We start from the raw sequence: 16373 nt of genomic DNA on the forward strand, positions 1-16373 counted from the left end.
GCCGGAGGCGGCCGTTGCGTCGGCCGGTGCCGACGCGTCAGGCGCGGAAGCAGCCGCAGCCGATGCCGCGTCGTCCGCGAGCGCGGGGCCAACGCCGGCCGCGATCAGCGAGCCGGCCATCAGCAGGGATATCAGAAGTTTGCGCATCTTGGGTTTCCTCTTGTCGCTCGTCTTGTCTGTTACAGCGCGTCTGCACCGGTCTCCCCGGTACGGATTCGGATCACCGTCTCGATCGGTGTGATGAAGATCTTGCCGTCGCCGATCTTGCCTGTATGCGCCGCGCGCTCGATCGCCTCAACCGCTTGGTCGACGAGGTCGTCGGAAACGGCCGCCTCAATCTTTACCTTCGGCAGAAAGTCGACCGCGTATTCGGCGCCACGATACAGTTCGGTGTGCCCCTTCTGGCGCCCGAACCCCTTCACCTCCGTCACCGTGATGCCAGAGACGCCAAGGGCGGACAGCGCCTCGCGCGTATCCTCGAGCTTGAACGGTTTGATGATTGCACTTATCAATTTCATTTAGGCTCCTCTTTCATTACCCCAACACACGTTGATGCTTATCGGACTCTTCGACAAGGATAGCAACTGTCATGCCAGTCAAGGCATTGCGCGCGCGGCAAGCACTGGAAATGGCTGCTTGCCCGTCGTTGGTCGTTCTGTCGAACGTTGTGCTGGGCGCAGCTAGTTCAGAGAAACTTCATTGCCGGAGTCGATCCGATGGGCGGTTTCGAGGAAATAAATTTTCAGTGCTTATTTTTTTGACAAGCCAACCTGCATGCACCATGGTCACGCACGTTTTTCTGGTTACTGACCCAACTGCGTGCATCCGTGCTCAGCGAAGGCCACCGCCATTATTACAATTCTTATTCGACAACCTTTCCGAATCAATTTTCCGCACATCTTCGTGACGGCGTCATCGCAAGCGCTGTTGCTCCTCGTCAGCAGCTCATGTACGGTAAGAGCTTATAGTCAGACAATGAGCAGCCGCATCCAAATCGGCCTGCCAAAATGCGGTAGACGGAAATCGCACTGCGTGCAGACACTTGACGCACATCCGCCGTCTGATATCGAGTTAACGAGATCGCAGATCTGCGACCTTGTTCGTCTCCACACGTCCTGGAACGAGTCCTCGGCATAACATCGCAAGGGAATTCCAGGATCGAGAGTATTCGTCAGCAAAGCATGGATCTGCGCAAATCTGAGCATTGCGTTTAAGAACGGGCGCTATATCCGATATTATTTTTTTATCGGAAAAGACGCTTGTCGATTGGCGATGCGGCAGTAGGCGGTTTCTAGAGTCAAGTGCAACGATCGCAACACCTTACTTGATTCAAGGTGTGCACTTGGAACTAGAGATTAAGCAGTGTGGAAGCAAACCGATTTACAGAGCGACTTGGATTGCCAAATGGCTGGTTGGACACCCCGCGCTCCGAAGCCGAGATTCCAGAGTCGGTGTCGCGTATGCTTACACCTGCATCGCGCGGTCGCGCATCCGCTCAACAACACGAACCGCTTGCGGTCGCAAAAAACGATGGCGTGCCAGGGGAGCTTGCCGTTGAGAAGGCGCACACGCGGCGCGCGCGGGCAGGCGCTTTGGGTGATTCGGAAAGCCCCACACCTGTTTCAGCGGATGTCGCTGGAGAGAAAGAGACGACCGTCGTCAGCCTGCAAGATCATGCAAGAGATTTCCCCGACGCACTTGCCGGTCGCACACATGAACTTAATGGTATTGAACCGATAGCGGAAGCATTGATCAAGACGCTAGCAGGTAAAGCACGCACGGGTCGACTGGACGAATTGAAAGCGCTGGACCTTTTGCAGCAAGCGGTTCTGCTGTGAGTCGGCGGTAGCGTGCCAAGCCCCCTCGTGCCTTGACGAATAAGGCGCATCGAGGTGGCCGGACCCGGCGCACTATGCAACGCCCCAAAACGATCGACCGCCGGTGTGCCAGGGTGTATGAACAGGTGACGGAGGTTCGTGCGCTCGAGCGCAGCTGCAGCTCAAGTCCCTCGCATTCGCATCAATGCGGGTTCACTGCAATATCGAGTTCGCGCCGCCACGAACCATACTCATATCCTCGGGCAGCATCGATACCGGAGGAATGCCATGCCGACCTACCAATACCGTTGCGAGAAGTGCGGCAAAACGTTCGAGAGCGTCGAGCATCTCGCTGAACATGCATCCGCTCATCCGCCCTGCCCTCATTGCGGTAGCGTACAGGTTCAACACGTACCGACGCCATTTGTCGCGAAGACGTCAAGAAAGAGCTGATTCAGCCTATCGACTCGATTTTCCCGTTCGCTAGGCGCTAACGCCGAAATCCCTTACGAGGCCGCCGCGTCTGGTTCAAGGCCGATGTTGAGGGGTTCGCATCGGCGCGGTCGGCATTGTCCGTCAGATGGATGCTGACCGGATCGCCATTTCCGTCAAAGTGTGTCACCGGAATGTTCTCACGGCGCATTTCGGGAAGCAGAGCCCCGGAATCGCGGAATCGTAGCGCGTGTCCAGAGAACGCGTTCTACAGACCAAAGGTCTTTGATTTTTTAATATTATTTTAGGGACGCAACGCCAAGCCTTGTCCCGCAGAACGATCTCACCATGTAAAACGCATAGAAAGATGTCCCCGTTTTCGTTCGTGGGATGGAAAATTACCGTCAAGTGGTGTAGCGATACGAAGGGGTTCGGATTCATCACGCCGGATGACGGCGGCGAAGACCTGTTTGCGCACTTCTCCGAGGTTCAGGGAAGTGGCTTCAAATCCCTTCAGGAGGGCCAGAAGGTCAGTTTCGAGGTCAAGCAGGGGCCCAAGGGGAAACAGGCCGCCAGCATCAAGCCGCTGTAAGTTTTCCCCGCAGCGAACACGCGCGGTCAGGACCGCGATCAGGCCGACGCGTGATCGCAGCAAGTCTGGAGCCGGGCGTCGACGGGATATCACGCCCGGCTTGTCTCAGCGCTCAAGAAACGGCCTGAGCTTGTCTGCGCGACTGGGATGCATCAGCTTGCGCATCGCCTTGCTCTCAATCTGACGGATCCGCTCGCGGGTCACGTCGAACTGCTTGCCGACCTCTTCAAGCGTGTGATCGGAGTTCGTGTCGAGCCCGAATCGCATCCGCAGGACCTTGGCCTCGCGCGGCGACAACGCGTCGAGCGCCTCGTCGATCGCCTTGCGCATATTTGCGTGAATCGCGGCTTCAGCCGGTGAACTCGCCGAGGCATCCTCGATCATGTCGCCAAGCGTCGCATCGCCATCGTCACCCACCGGGCTTTCGAGCGAGACAGGTTGCTTGGCGATCTTGAGGATACCGAGCACTTTCTCCTCGGACATCTCCATGCGCTTTGCAAGCACTGCGGGATGCGCTTCCTGCCCTGTCTGTTGCAGGATTTCGCGCGAAATCCGGTTCAGCTTGTTGATCGTCTCGATCATGTGGACCGGCACGCGAATGGTCCGCGCCTGATCGGCAAGCGCACGCGTGACAGCCTGCCGGACCCACCAGGTCGCGTAGGTCGAGAACTTCCAGCCGCGCCGGTATTCGAACTTGTCCACGGCCTTCATCAGGCCGATATTGCCCTCCTGGATCAGATCCAGGAACTGCATGCCGCGGTTCACGTATTTCTTGGCGATTGAAATGACAAGACGAAGGTTCGCCTCAATCATCTCGCGCTTGGCCTGCCGCATTTTCAGCTCCGCGGCACTCATCTGGCGGTTGATCTGCTTGAGCTGCTGGAGCGGCAACGAGACCCGTGACTCGATGTCGACGAGTTTCTGCTGCGCAGCCTGAATCGCCGGCTGATGTCGCTCGAGCGCCGCGCCAAACTGCTGCGAGGTCGCCGCCGTGCGGTTCGTCCATTCAAGGTCGGTCTCGTGGCCCGGGAACGACTCGACAAACGCGTCGCGTGACATGCCGCACCGATCGACGGCGATCGCCAGGATGCTGCGCTCGATCGAGCGAACCTCAGTCACCTGCTCATGCACAATGGCGCACAGGCGGTCGATGGTCTTGGCCGTAAAGCGGATCGGCGCGAGTTCACGCTGGATCGCCGTGCGCACTTGCGCAGCGGCCGCGGATCGAGCGTCGCCAGTAACCGGCGCATCCGGCAACTGCTCGAACAGTGCACGCACGCGCGCGAAAATCGCAAGACTGTCGTTCGTGAGTTCTTCGAGGCGTGCCGCGTTCACCTTCTCCGAATCCCCGGCGTCCGTTTCGACGTCGTCGTCTTCATCCGAATCGTCGTCGGCGGCGAGTGCTTCCGACGCCTCTTCTTCGGACTCCGGCGTCATTTCGCTTTCATCGGCGTCGACGCTGATGCCATCGACCAGTTCGTCGATGCGGAGTTCGCCGGCAACGATGCGGTCGACATCGGCAAGAATCGTGGACACGATCGACGGACACGCGGCAATCGCCTGAATCATGTCCTGCAGACCATCTTCGATCCGTTTCGCGACCTCGATTTCGCCGGCGCGGGTCAGCAGTTCGCTGGCCCCCATCTCACGCATGTACATCCGAACCGGATCCGTGGTGCGGCCGAATTCCGAATCGACGGTCGATAACGCAGCTTCCGCCTCCTCGTCCGCCTGATCGTCCGATGCCGCGGCAGGCGCACCGTCGGTCAACAGGAGCGCCTCGGCGTCCGGCGCTTGTTCGTACACGGCCACACCCATGTCGCTGAACGTGCTGACGATGGTGTCCATCGCCGCCGTTTGCGTAAAGTTATCGGGCAGGTGATCGTTGATGTCCGCGTGCGTGAGATAGCCACGCTCACGACCGAGCGCGATCAACGCACGCATCTGGCGTTGACGCTCTTCGTTCTGGCGTGCCTGTGACGCAGTGTCCTGCGGCGAAAGGGCCTGGGCCCTCCCCTTCAACTCGCGGCGACCGGCCTTTGACGTGACGGTGGTGACAGGGGACGTGGAAACGTTCCGATCAGGAATTGCCAATACTTGCTCCTCGACAGATAGGCCGACGATCGTCGCGCGCATGGCACCAGGATGGATGCCTGCCAGGATGCGAACGGAATCGTGGAGACGCACAGATAGTCGAGGCCGGAATGCCTCGCGCGGAATCCGGTGTGCGCAGCTTTTGGGGGGATGGATGATACCGGAATGCATTGTGCGGTACAACATATGCATCCGACCGCGAATGTGGGGGCTCGATGGCTTTGCGGAATTGCCCCCAATTTGCGCCCTGGCCGGTCGGGACACGATGCTGCGGGGCGTCCGCTGTTACCGTCAGCGGACACGCACGCTCGGCTCGCTTCGGCCATGCGTCCAACCTCGCGCCAACCGCAACGTCCTCGGTACAGCGGTCGCTTGCCGGCGCCCTTGCTCGGCCCTAACATGTGCCGGAACCTCGACACTCGCCCCCGGACCGAGCATGCAAGCCCATCCGTTGTGCCTTTCTCCCGGTGATGATGTGCGCGTCGCTGTCGAAGAAGTGCTGCGTCAGCGCGAGTGGCGCGCGGCCTTTGTCATCCAGGGCATCGGGAGCCTCAGCGTCGCCCAATTGCGATTCGCCGGCGCAGAATCTCCGACCGAACGATTCCGCGCATCGTTGTCCTGCGGCCATATTCGTCGAGGTAAAACGCCACTTAATGCAGCCTGATCCTGTGCCTTGGGCGGCCAGCAGCAATTCTCCCCGTGTGAACCCCGTGCGCGCTGGAGCAATATTTCCCCATTGACATGCAAATCAATGCGGCCGTGTGCAAGTCTGATTCACTTGCAAGGTGCGTGATCGGGCGCGCTCTTCCTTACCGGCCTCACCGGCTCCCCCACTTGGCTGATTTCTTTGGCAGGCCGCCGCGACATACGGGTCCGTCTTTCAATTGCGCTGTGCAAAGGTGCAAGTTGTCTTACAAAGGTTAACTGACCCATCAAAGCGTTTTCATGTTTAATTTTCTTCTGGCACCGCCCCCAATCCCGAACTAAGATAACTAATCTGGTCTTGGGACAAGCGAATTTCGCCATACCAGAAAACAGAATGGAATAACCTATCCGCGCCGGTGTGCCTCCGGCGCGAAAGAGGTCATTCCTCCCTCCCAGCAACGTTGCTCCCGATAACCTGTGAGACAGCCATGCTGAGTCCCCACGAATTTGCCACGCTGATGCTGGTCAAGTCTGCGCCCGACCAAATCGATCTCGGCCGCGAAGAGCTTGACACGCTTCTCGAACAACAACTGGTCGCGCTGGAACAGCTCGCCTCCGGACAGCAGCGTCCGCATCTCACTCGCAACGGCGATGCCGTGCTGCAGGCCGTCGCCCGGATACGCTGATCCGAATTCAACCAGGCAGTCCACGCGTCGTCCGCGGGTGATGTCGCTGCCGCCATGCCGCCGCACGTCACGTGCCCCATGGCAACGGGGCAACGTCCGTGCCCCCTACAGGAGTTCCATCGTGCAAACGCAGGAGCAGCTTGCTGCGACCCAGAAGGCCTATGTCGACATGCTGTTCGGCCTGACCAACAGGATCGTCGAAAGCGTCGAACAGCTCGCCCAACTGAACGCACAGGCGATTCGGTCTGCGTTGACCGATACGCTCAATCAGGCCCAGAAGTCCCTCTCTGTGAAAGAGCCACGCGAATGGCTGGCACTACAGGACGGCCTTGTCGGCAACAGTGCAGAAAAGGTGCAGACCTACCACCGTCAGTTGTTCGAGATCGTCACGGCGATCCAGACTGAGTTTATGCAGGTCGGGCTGGCTCAGTGGGAGGCGTACGGTCACGAGGCCAGGACGCTGGTGGCGGATCTCGCGCAAAGCGCGCCCGGAGGTTCCGAGACCCCCTTCGCCGCGCTGGATTCCGCGCTCACCGCCGCCAATGCACTGTATGAGACGATGCAGCGAAGCGCTCAACAGGCGGCCGAGATCACCCGAGGCAACCTCGACATGGCCGTGGTAGCGGCCTCGCAATCCGTCAAGCGCACCGTCGTGCCGGCGGCACCGGCCACCAAACGATAGCGCCCGACGCCGAAGCTGAGCAGGAAAACCAGGTCGTCTTTCGGCAGTGATTTTCCGGTATTCGACAGCGAGACGGTGCGTCAACGAGAACCGAGCACCGCACCAGCTGGGCACCGTGTAAAGGCTGGCATCCGGCGCGGACGTCGGCGTCATCATACTGCGCACCGCAGCAATGGTCGGCATTCGGCTAATCGGCCGGGTCGCTCAATACCACGTTGAAGGAAATGACGATGGACGAAAGCCGGGTAAGCATGGTGATGGGTTTGGCGGTGCTGCTGTTCGCGGTCATTTCCGTGGTTGGCCATTATCGACGCGAGCAGCGGCGCGCCCAAATGCTACGGCTGCTCGATCAGGCGCACCGCGGGCAATCGCCGCGGGGTTGACGATACGTCCCGCGGGCGAGACCCTGATGAGTACCACTAAATTGACAGCCAGGGACAGACATCATGACGAAACGCATTGCGGTGGTAACGGGCGGCATGGGAGGCTTGGGAGAAGCCATCAGTACGAAGCTGCATGACGCGGGTTACGACGTCGCCGTCACCCACTCACCGTCCAATACCGGCGTGAAGGATTGGTTAGCCGGCATGCAAGCGCACGGGCGCCACTTCAGCGCGTATGCGGTCGATGTGGCCGACTACGACTCGTGCCAGCAGTGTGTGGCGGAGATGCTGCAGGCGATCGGCACGATCGACATCCTGGTGAACAACGCCGGCATCACGCGCGACCTGACGCTCAGGAAACTCGACAAGGTCAATTGGGACGCCGTGATCCGCACCAATCTGGATTCGGTCTTCAACATGACCAAGCCGGTGTGCGAAGGAATGGTCGAACGTGGATGGGGCAGGATTATCAACATCTCGTCGGTCAACGGCTCCAAGGGCTCGGTCGGCCAGACCAACTATGCCGCCGCCAAGGCGGGCATGCACGGCTTCACGAAAGCGCTCGCGCTCGAAGTGGCCCGCAAAGGCGTGACGGTCAACACCATTTCGCCAGGCTATCTTGCGACGAAGATGGTGACGGCGATCCCGCAGGACATCCTCGACACCAAGATCCTGCCGCAGATTCCCATCGGGCGGCTCGGCCGGCCTGATGAGGTCGCCGCACTGGTTGTCTATCTGTGCTCGGAGGAGGCGGGCTTTGTGACCGGCTCGAACATCGCAATCAACGGTGGCCAGCACATGCATTGATCGGCGCGCCGGTCACCCGCGAACGAGCATCGGGAAAGAAAAGCGAGTAAAGATGTTCTGCCAACAGGACCGCAAGGTAGCGATAGCGCTTGAGGCGAGACGTCGCCAGACTGGTACGAACTTGGCGGGTGATCAGGTATCAAGGGGAAATAGACTCGACAACCTTTCCGCGCAACTTGTCTGGTATTTCGATTCGGAGCAAACGGTCGAGTTTGGCGGTGCATTGCAGGTAACGTCGACGACAAACCGAGCGCATTTGCCCATCGTAAATTCGGACGACCTCCTGCATTAAACGGACTGCGTCATCGCCCAGGCTCCAATCATCCGTTGCATATGCATGCTCGGCCACTGCCTCCAATGCCCCTTCAGCGTTGCAATACAGTTCGTATGCCGCGTCTCCATACCCGTCCTGCCAAAGCAGGTACGAAAGATAGGTCGTGCGGATAAGCTGATAGAGCTGGTGCCGATTTCCCTGACCCGCGCAGCACACCGCGAAAGCCAGATGTGCTGCGAGCGACGCATCCCTGACGTATACCATCGGCAAGGGGAGCAGCATAGCCTTTTGAGAGAGCTTGTGGTTTTGCATCGTTTCCTGGGCGTGCCTTTGTCGAACTGGACGACGCGGTCTTGAATGCGTCAGTACTCCAACGTTTACGCGCGCGGCAATACGGCCGGTGTAACCGCCGGCACGTGAGCACGAATGGCCACGATGGATCGATCGGGTTGTTCCTTGCGGTACCGCGAAGTCAAAGCGGCAATGCGTTGCCGGGACCACTGCGCGGTTCGCTTGACAGGTGTGCTGCGAGGATCGCCGAGACGCCGAGGAACGCCGGATATTCCGCGGTGATGACGTAGGTCGGCACGTTCGCGAGGTAGGCGTCGAAACGCCCCTTGGCTTCGAAGCGCTGGCGAAACGACGAGCGGGTGAATAGCTCGCCCAGGCGCGGCACCACGCCGCCGCCGATATAGATGCCGCCGTGCGAGCCGAGCGTCATCGCAATATTGCCTGAGAAACTGCCGAGAATGCCGCAGAAGCATTCGATGGTTTCGGCCGCGAGTGCCTCGCCCTCGTGCGCATGCTTGACGATCTCGGCGGTGTCGATGCTCGCGGGCAGCATCTTCCTTTCGCGCGCGTTGAGCGCGCAATAGATCAGTTCGATGCCGGGGCCCGAGCAGACGCGCTCGAACGACACGTGCGGCGACTTCTTGCGCGCAAACTGCAACACGAGATCCTCGCGCTCGTCCTGCGGAGAAAAGCTCGCATGGCCACCTTCGCTGCCAAGGGCGATCCAACGGTTGTCGGCCGGAATCAAGCCCGAGACGCCGAGGCCCGTGCCCGGCCCGAGCAGGCCGATCACGCAGTTCTGGCGGAGCTGTCCGCCGCCCACCTGGCTGCGCTGCGCGTCGGTCAAACCCGGCAGCGCCATGGCGAGCGCAGTAAAGTCGTTCACGACCAGGAGCGTCTCGAAGCCGAGCGCACGGCGCGTGGCCTCGATCGAGAAGGTCCAGTCGTGATTGGTCATGCGCACCTGATCCCCGTCGACCGGGTTTGCAATGGCGATGGCCGCGTGGCTCACGCGGCCGACCTTCGTGTCCTTCAGATACTGCCGGATGACCTCCGCGACACCCGGATAGTCGGCGCACGGATACACGCGCACCTGGCCGATCTCGCCCGTGCCCGACTCCAGGGCAAAGCGCGCGTTGGTTCCCCCGATGTCGGCGAGCATTCTCGGTCCGTCGCCGTGCTGGCTCGCGCCACGGGCAGATTTGTTAGGTGCACCTGTAGACATTGAGTCTTGTTTCCTTGTCGTTCGCCAGCTTCGAGATGGCACTGTTCTGGTCAGCCGTGGCGGCCTGCTGCAGCACGTAGAGCGTGTGCTGGGAGCGATCAGCAGGATCAGGCACTCCACCTGGAGCAGCGCCTGCATCGGAGGCGCGCCTGTACCGCACCGAAAAGTGCGGTGATACCGCCGGAATCGCCAGGCATCCGTCGCTACCGCTCCGAGGCAATGTAGTCACGTGAAAATTGCAATTGACACTATGAAGTAGTTTAACTACAGTCGAACGCAATGAATAGTACCTGGGGACGAAAAGGCGGAGCGATGTCGATGCAGAAAGGGCTGATCAATTTCGCCGACAAGTGCGCTCCGGGGCCTTCCGCAATGGTTTCGGCTGCCGAATCTGCGCAGGCGTTTCTCGCCGGCTTCAATCCCTCGTTGCAGCACTTTGTGCACAGGCGCGATGTCCACGTGGTCTGCTCCGATCGACTTCGGCGCCGCCTGCAAGGTGCCTGACCGCCGTACGCCTTGACCGCCTTGACCGCCTCGACTGAACACGCTGTACATCTGTCCCCACCGCCTTTGGAGACCTCATGACGACCGATCACGATTCGCGACTCGCCCGGCACTTCCCAACCCTCGACGAGATACCGACGGAACACCGCCTCGCCGCCCCCGTTCACCAGCGCGATTTCTTGATCGGTGGGCAACTGCTCACATGGGACGGCCCCTGCAAAACCGTGCTGTCGCCGGTCTGCACACGCGACCCGTTGACGGGCGACGTAAGCCAGGTCGAGATCGGCAGCTACCCGCTCATGCACGAGGCGCAAAGCGACGCTGCGCTGAATGCCGCCGTCGCTGCGTACGACAACGGCCGAGGCGAATGGCCGACGATGACGGTCGCCGGCCGCATCGCCTGCATGCAAACCTTCGTGAAAGGCATGGCCGAGCGCCGGCAGCCAATCGTGAACCTTCTCATGTGGGAAATCGGCAAAAGCCTCGCCGATTCGCGCAAGGAGTTCGATCGCACCATCGAGTACATCCAGGCCACGATCGAAGCCCTGAAGGACATGGACAACGGCCATTCGCGATTCATGGTGGTTGAGGGGACCATTGGCCAGGTCCGCCGCACGCCGCTGGGCGTCGTTTTGTGCATGGGGCCGTACAACTATCCGCTCAACGAGACGTTCTGCACCCTGATCCCGGCGTTGCTCATGGGCAATACCGTGGTCCTCAAGCCGCCACAATATGGCACTTTGCTTTTCGAGCCGCTGCTCGAAGTGTTTCGGGATGCGTTTCCGCCCGGCGTAGTCAACACCATTTACGCACCGGGTCAACTGGTGGTGCCGCGCATGCTGGCCTCGGGCAACGTCAACGTGCTGGCACTGATCGGATCGAGCCGCGTTGCAGACCATCTGAAAAAGCAGCATCCGAAATCGCACCGCCTGCGCGCCGTGTTGGGCCTCGACGCGAAGAACGCGGCCATCGTGCTGCCCGATGCCGACCTGGATCTGGCAGCCAGGGAATGCCTGCTCGGCGCACTGTCGTTCAACGGACAACGCTGCACGGCTCTCAAGATGCTGATCGTGCACAGCAGTGTCATCGATGCATTCCTCGAGCGTTTCACGGCTCAATTGGCCCGGCTCAAAACGGGCATGCCCTGGGAGGCCGGCGTGCACATCACGCCTCTGCCGGGGCCGCATCGCACCGCATACATGACAGAAGCGATCGAAGACGCCGTGGCAAAGGGCGCGCGCGTCGTCAACGAGGGCGGCGGTGCCTTCTGCAGCACGCTGTTCAACCCGGCCGTCGTCTACCCCGTGCGCGAGGGGATGAAACTGTACCGGGAGGAGCAGTTCGGTCCGGTCGTCCCGGTCATGAGCTTCGACGACGTGGAAGAGGCACTCGACTACGTGATCACATCGGATCACGGGCAACAGGTAAGCATCTTCGGCAACGACGCTTCGCAGATCGGCACGCTGGTGGATCCGCTGGTCAACCAGGTCTGCCGCGTGAACATCAACTGCCAGTGTCAGCGCGGGCCGGACGTGTTCCCGTTTGCCGGGCGCAAGGATTCGGCCGAGGGCACGCTGTCGGTCAGCGATGCGCTGCGCGCGTTCTCGATCCGCTCGATGGTCGCGACCAGACAGACCGAGCCGAACATGGCGTTGCTCAACACCATCGTGCGCGAACATCAATCGAAGTTCATCAACACAGACTTCATCTTTTAAGCGGAGTGAACATGACGCGTCGCAAACGTAATGCCCGGATCGTCGCGACACTGGGGCCATCGAGTTCCGACCTGGCCACAGTGCGCGCCCTGTTCGACGCCGGGGCCGATGTGTTTCGACTCAACTTCAGTCACGGTACGCACGCCCAGCATCAGGAGCGGCTCGAGATCATCCGCCGCGTCGAGCGGGACACCGGGCGGCCCATCGCCGTGCTGCTCGATCTCCAGGGCCCGAAGCTGCGCATCGGCACGCTCGCCGACGGCCCGGTCGCGCTAAAGGCCGGTGCGGCGTTTCGCCTTGATCTGGACGCCACCCCGGGCGACGTCACACGCGCACCGCTGCTCCACCCGGAGATCTTTGCCGCACTCGAGACCGGCACCGAATTGCTGGTCGACGATGGCAAGGTGCGTCTCAAGGTACTGAGCTTCGGGCCGGACTTCGCAGAGACGCAGGTGATCACCGGCGGCACGATATCGGATCGCAAGGGTGTGAACGTCCCCTCGGTACTGCTGCCCATCCCGGCCATGACACCCAAAGACCGCGCAGATCTCGAGTTCGGGCTGACGCTGGGCGTCGATTGGGTCGCGCTGTCGTTTGTGCAAAGACCCGAGGATGTGCTCGAGGTAAAGGCGATCGTCCAGGGGCGCGCCGCCGTGCTGGCCAAACTGGAGAAGCCGGCGGCAATCGACTCGCTCAGCGCGATCGTCGATGCGGCCGACGCGATCATGGTTGCGCGCGGCGACCTGGGAGTCGAACTGCCGGCCGAACAGGTGCCGCGGATCCAAAAACAGATCGTCAGGGCCTGCCGGGCCGCCGGCAAGCCTGTCGTGGTTGCCACCCAGATGCTCGAATCGATGATCGCCGCGCCGGTGCCGACTCGCGCGGAAGCCTCGGACGTGGCGAATGCGGTGTACGACGGCGCAGACGCCGTGATGCTATCGGCCGAGTCCGCGTCCGGCCAATACCCGCGCGAGGCCGTGGCGATGATGGATCGCATCATTGCGGAGGTGGAGTCCGATCCGGACTACCGCAGCGCGATCGACTCCGCTCATACGGCGCCGCAGGCCGCAGTCGCCGATGCGGTCTGCCTTGCCCTGCAGCAGACGGCGAACCTGCTGCCTGCCGCGGCGATCGTCACGTACACGCGATCCGGCTACACGAGCCTGCGCGCGGCGCGCGAGCGGCCGGTGGTCCCCGTGCTTGGCGTGACGCCGGAACTCGCTACTGCACGGCGCCTGGCGCTCGTCTGGGGCGTGCATCCGGTGCATGCCAACGAGCGCGTTTCTGACGTGCCTGACATGGTGAACAAAGCCTGCGCAATCGCGCGCCGCGAAGCCTTCGCGCATGCGGGCGACTTCGTCGTCATTGCCTCTGGCATGCCTTTCGGCGTGGCCGGCACCACCAACTTCCTGCACATTGCCAAGGTCTGACGCCTATCCGGCCTGGCTACTTTGACTTGCCCTGCACGCGCAACGACAGAATTGCGCTTGGGCAATTTTGCAGCGCGTGGAAGGAAACGCAACGCTCGCGTGCGCCGCGTTCGCCATATGTGGCGAACGCGACGCGTCGATTTCCCACGCACTCACCAGATGATTTGAACTCAAGGAGACAACGTTGTGGCGGACATGACTTTAAGAAGCGCACGATCTGGCGGCGGCTCGCCAGCTGCGATGAGCTATACGACACCGCTGATTATCCTGACATCCCTGTTCTTCATGTGGGGATTCATCACCTCGCTCAATGACATCCTGATCCCTCATTTGCGAGCGGTATTCACGCTGAGCTATGTGCAGGCGATGTTGATTCAGTTCTGCTTCTTCGGCGCATACCTGGTCATGTCGTTCCCGGCAGGTTTTTTGGTCGAAAGGCTCGGATACAAGGCGGGCATTATCCTCGGCCTGTCGGCGGCGGGAACCGGTTGTCTTCTTTTCTACCCCGCGGCGGAACACGCGTCCTATCCGTTCTTTCTTGGCGCGCTGTTCGTGCTCGCCTCGGGTATCACCCTGCTGCAGGTGGCTGCCAATCCGTATGTGGCCATCCTCGGGACGCCGGAACTGGCATCGAGCCGCCTCAACCTGACCCAAGCCTTCAATTCGCTCGGCACCGCGCTCGCGCCGGTTTTCGGCTCGGTGTTGATTCTCTCGGTGGCGATCAAGACATCCGGGCAGTTGCAGAAATTGAATCCCGCGGACCTCGCGGCTTATGGAGTCTCGCAAGCCGGCGCAGTGCAAATCCCGTACATCGGGCTCGCGATCGTGTTCTACCTGCTGGCCGTCGCGATTGCCACGTTGAAGTTGCCGAAGATCGACGCGCCCGAAGCGCCGGTCGAGGTGTCCGACGCCCGTAACACCGACCGTGTCCACACGAACGTTTGGGCCCATCGCCACCTCGTGTTGGGTGCGGTCGGCATCTTCCTGTACGTGGGGGCCGAGGTCGCTATCGGGAGCTTTCTGGTGAACTTCATGGGCCAGCCGCAGATTGCAGGCTTGCAGCAGGAAGCAGCCGCCCGATACCTGTCACTGTACTGGGGCGGAGCCATGGTGGGGCGCTTCCTCGGCTCTGCGTTGCTGAGCAAGATCCGCCCCGGCTACTTGCTGGCCTTTAACGCCTTCGTCGTATCGGCGCTGCTCGTGATCGCAATACTGGCATCGGGCACGATAGCGATGTGGGCCTTGCTCGCGATCGGCCTGTTCAATTCGATCATGTTCCCAACAATTTTCACGCTGGCGATCGAGGGGCTGGGCAAGCATACCGGCGAAGGCTCGGGAATCTTGTGCATGGCGATTGTCGGTGGCGCGATCGTCCCGCTCATCCAGGGCTTTATGGCCGATCACATTGGCGTACAGCTCTCGTTCTGCGTACCCGTGGTGTGCTACCTGTACATCGCCTATTACGGACTAAAAGGGCATTACGCGGATTGAGGTTCGCGGATCATCGGCGAGCAGCCCGCGTTCTCCGGCGGGCTACTTCTTCACGGGCGGCACGAGTGCCGTGTGCAGGGTGGCCGCGGTGCGCCGCCGAATCCATTCGCCATAGGCCTCGTCTTCGATGCGATATTCGCCTACCCTCAGGCGCGTCACCACGTTGTCGTCCTGCAGGCGGCGTAGCGCGTGTCCCGCGGTATTGCGGGTCGCGGGCCGGCCGATGAGCGCCGTCAGGCGTGCCATGCCCGGCACCGAATGCAGGTCCGAATCGCCACTGGCGAGCAGCGTCAGCACGGCCTGGTCGGCCGGATTGGCGGCGTTCCACTGCTTGAGGAAGTGCGCATCGGAGAACACGGATTCCTTCGTGCGCTCGATGGCGGCGGCGACGCCTTCGGTCTGGTAGAGCATGAACCGCTCGACGAAGCGCTTGAAGAACTCAGGCGTGCGGTGCAGTTCGTCGAACGCGCGCCTGCCCTGCTCGAAGGTTAGGGTATGCCGGGCCATGCTGTTCATCCGGTCGATGGTGAACGCCACGAACTCGTCGCCGAGCAGCGGGAACGGCTCCAGCGGTGCCCAGTTGTAGAAGGGCTCGGCGGACCGCGCGAACATGTCACGCAGCGTCGTCTCCGAGCTGCCCGCGAACACCACCTTGATGCGCTCCTTGCGGATGTCGAGCGCGGCACGCAGCGCGTGCGCGAACGTGCTGTGCTCTGCCTTCGCCAGCACCTGCGCCTCGTCAATGACGAGCAGCAGCGGCTTCTGCTGACGGTCCAGCAGCCGAAGCACCTCGCGCATCGTGGCCGAGCTGTCGGCGTCGAGCTGCGCCAGTTCGGCTTCGATGGAGCCCTCCGCGCCGCCCGGAATCTTCCCGCCCACCTTGATTTTCCGCACGGGCTTGCCCAGGGCGGTGAGCACGGCGCGCAGACCGCGCGGCTCGAGCGCTTCGGCCAGCGCCGAAACCAGCGCGATATCCGGGGTCGAGGTGTCCCAAAGATTCGTGTAGGCGACGAGGATGCCCTCTTCGACCACCGCCGGCAGCAGGTCCTTACACAGGAACTCCGTCTTGCCCATGCGGCGGCGGGCAAAGAGACCTCGCGCGGACGTCAGACCCAGGCCGAACGCATTAAGATAGGCGTTGGCCAGCTCAGGACGCGGGTAATGCCACGGGTCGACCGGGGTTTTCTCATGCTTTCTCACGACAATTGAGAATTCTCAAATAACATGAGAAAGCATGATACAAACGGTAGCCCGTCCTGTAAATGGGCTATTTCGGCCCAACTTCCGCCAAGTGAAAATGTCGCT

General features: G+C 61.2%; 15 protein-coding genes and 3 pseudogenes. 12 read left to right on the forward strand and 6 right to left on the reverse strand.

The genetic code is table 11. The annotated features are described in order from the left end of the window. Nucleotides 1-179 precede the first annotated feature (179 nt). Nucleotides 180-518 (reverse strand): P-II family nitrogen regulator, encoded by a 339-nt coding sequence (locus tag G3N94_RS13195; RefSeq protein ID WP_205792831.1) that lies wholly within the window; start codon nt 516-518, stop codon nt 180-182. 834 nt (nt 519-1352) lie between these two features. Here G3N94_RS13195 and G3N94_RS13200 point away from each other — a divergent pair. Next, a pseudogene (locus G3N94_RS13200) lies at nt 1353-1838 on the forward strand (hypothetical protein); the annotation flags it as partial. A gap of 192 nt (nt 1839-2030) precedes the next feature. Here the strand turns inward: G3N94_RS13200 and G3N94_RS13205 are convergent. Then, entirely contained in the window at nt 2031-2177 is a 147-nt protein-coding gene (locus G3N94_RS13205) for a hypothetical protein (RefSeq protein ID WP_205792877.1), read from the reverse strand. Here G3N94_RS13205 and G3N94_RS13210 point away from each other — a divergent pair. Together G3N94_RS13210 and G3N94_RS13215 are read left to right on the forward strand one after the other, a co-directional pair. Beyond that, a complete protein-coding gene (locus G3N94_RS13210; RefSeq protein ID WP_205792833.1) occupies nt 2106-2270 on the forward strand; it encodes a zinc ribbon domain-containing protein in 165 nt (54 codons plus the stop codon). The genes G3N94_RS13205 and G3N94_RS13210 overlap by 72 nt on opposite strands. Before the next feature lie 346 nt (nt 2271-2616). After that, on the forward strand, nt 2617-2841 hold the full coding sequence (locus G3N94_RS13215) for a cold-shock protein (RefSeq protein ID WP_205792834.1): 225 nt from the start codon (nt 2617-2619) through the stop codon (nt 2839-2841). 105 nt (nt 2842-2946) lie between these two features. Here the strand turns inward: G3N94_RS13215 and rpoD are convergent, their stop codons facing one another. Beyond that, the gene (gene rpoD / locus G3N94_RS13220) at nt 2947-4977 is read right to left on the reverse strand and encodes an RNA polymerase sigma factor RpoD (RefSeq protein ID WP_241021809.1); all 2031 of its coding nucleotides are present in this window, start codon (nt 4975-4977) and stop codon (nt 2947-2949) included. A gap of 394 nt (nt 4978-5371) precedes the next feature. Here rpoD and G3N94_RS13225 point away from each other — a divergent pair. From G3N94_RS13225 to phbB, 5 genes and pseudogenes are all read left to right on the forward strand, one after another. Beyond that, nucleotides 5372-5533, forward strand: a pseudogene (locus G3N94_RS13225) (DUF296 domain-containing protein); the annotation flags it as partial. Nucleotides 5534-6068: 535 nt separating this feature from the next. Then, nucleotides 6069-6266, forward strand: a complete 198-nt coding sequence (locus tag G3N94_RS13230) for a hypothetical protein (RefSeq protein WP_205792836.1) — start codon at nt 6069-6071, stop codon at nt 6264-6266. A gap of 121 nt (nt 6267-6387) precedes the next feature. Further along, nucleotides 6388-6948: a TIGR01841 family phasin gene (phaP, locus tag G3N94_RS13235; protein ID WP_205792837.1), complete on the forward strand. Its 561-nt coding sequence runs from the start codon at nt 6388-6390 to the stop codon at nt 6946-6948. A gap of 230 nt (nt 6949-7178) precedes the next feature. Further along, nucleotides 7179-7331 (forward strand): hypothetical protein, encoded by a 153-nt coding sequence (locus G3N94_RS13240; protein ID WP_185732429.1) that lies wholly within the window; start codon nt 7179-7181, stop codon nt 7329-7331. Between the two features lie 63 nt (nt 7332-7394). Further along, complete coding sequence (gene phbB / locus G3N94_RS13245; protein ID WP_205792838.1) at nt 7395-8138, forward strand: acetoacetyl-CoA reductase; 744 nt, start codon at nt 7395-7397, stop codon at nt 8136-8138. A 139-nt stretch (nt 8139-8277) separates the two neighbouring features. Here the strand turns inward: phbB and G3N94_RS13250 are convergent, their stop codons facing one another. Further along, nucleotides 8278-8724 carry a hypothetical protein gene (locus G3N94_RS13250; RefSeq protein ID WP_205792839.1) on the reverse strand — a complete coding sequence of 149 codons (447 nt, stop codon included), beginning with the start codon at nt 8722-8724 and terminating at the stop codon, nt 8278-8280. Between the two features lie 184 nt (nt 8725-8908). Next, nucleotides 8909-9928, reverse strand: a pseudogene (locus G3N94_RS13255) (glucokinase); the annotation flags it as partial. Between the two features lie 318 nt (nt 9929-10246). Between G3N94_RS13255 and G3N94_RS13260 the strand changes: the two are divergent. The 4 genes from G3N94_RS13260 to fucP all read left to right on the forward strand — a co-directional run bounded on the left by G3N94_RS13260 (nt 10247) and on the right by fucP (nt 15068). Then, nucleotides 10247-10432, forward strand: coding sequence for a hypothetical protein (locus G3N94_RS13260; protein WP_205792840.1), 186 nt, complete (start codon nt 10247-10249; stop codon nt 10430-10432). Nucleotides 10433-10509: 77 nt separating this feature from the next. After that, nucleotides 10510-12147, forward strand: a complete 1638-nt coding sequence (locus tag G3N94_RS13265; RefSeq protein ID WP_205792841.1) for an NADP-dependent glyceraldehyde-3-phosphate dehydrogenase — start codon at nt 10510-10512, stop codon at nt 12145-12147. A gap of 11 nt (nt 12148-12158) precedes the next feature. Beyond that, nucleotides 12159-13577 carry a pyruvate kinase gene (gene pyk, locus G3N94_RS13270; RefSeq protein ID WP_205792842.1) on the forward strand — a complete coding sequence of 473 codons (1419 nt, stop codon included), beginning with the start codon at nt 12159-12161 and terminating at the stop codon, nt 13575-13577. Between the two features lie 195 nt (nt 13578-13772). After that, nucleotides 13773-15068 (forward strand): L-fucose:H+ symporter permease, encoded by a 1296-nt coding sequence (fucP, locus tag G3N94_RS13275; protein WP_205792873.1) that lies wholly within the window; start codon nt 13773-13775, stop codon nt 15066-15068. A gap of 42 nt (nt 15069-15110) precedes the next feature. Here fucP and G3N94_RS13280 read toward each other — a convergent pair whose 3' ends face one another. Next, entirely contained in the window at nt 15111-16268 is a 1158-nt protein-coding gene (locus tag G3N94_RS13280; RefSeq protein WP_205792843.1) for a hypothetical protein, read from the reverse strand. Nucleotides 16269-16373 lie beyond the last annotated feature (105 nt).

Source organism: Burkholderia sp. Ac-20353 (assembly GCF_017104785.1).
Classification (GTDB): Bacteria; Pseudomonadota; Gammaproteobacteria; order Burkholderiales; family Burkholderiaceae; genus Burkholderia.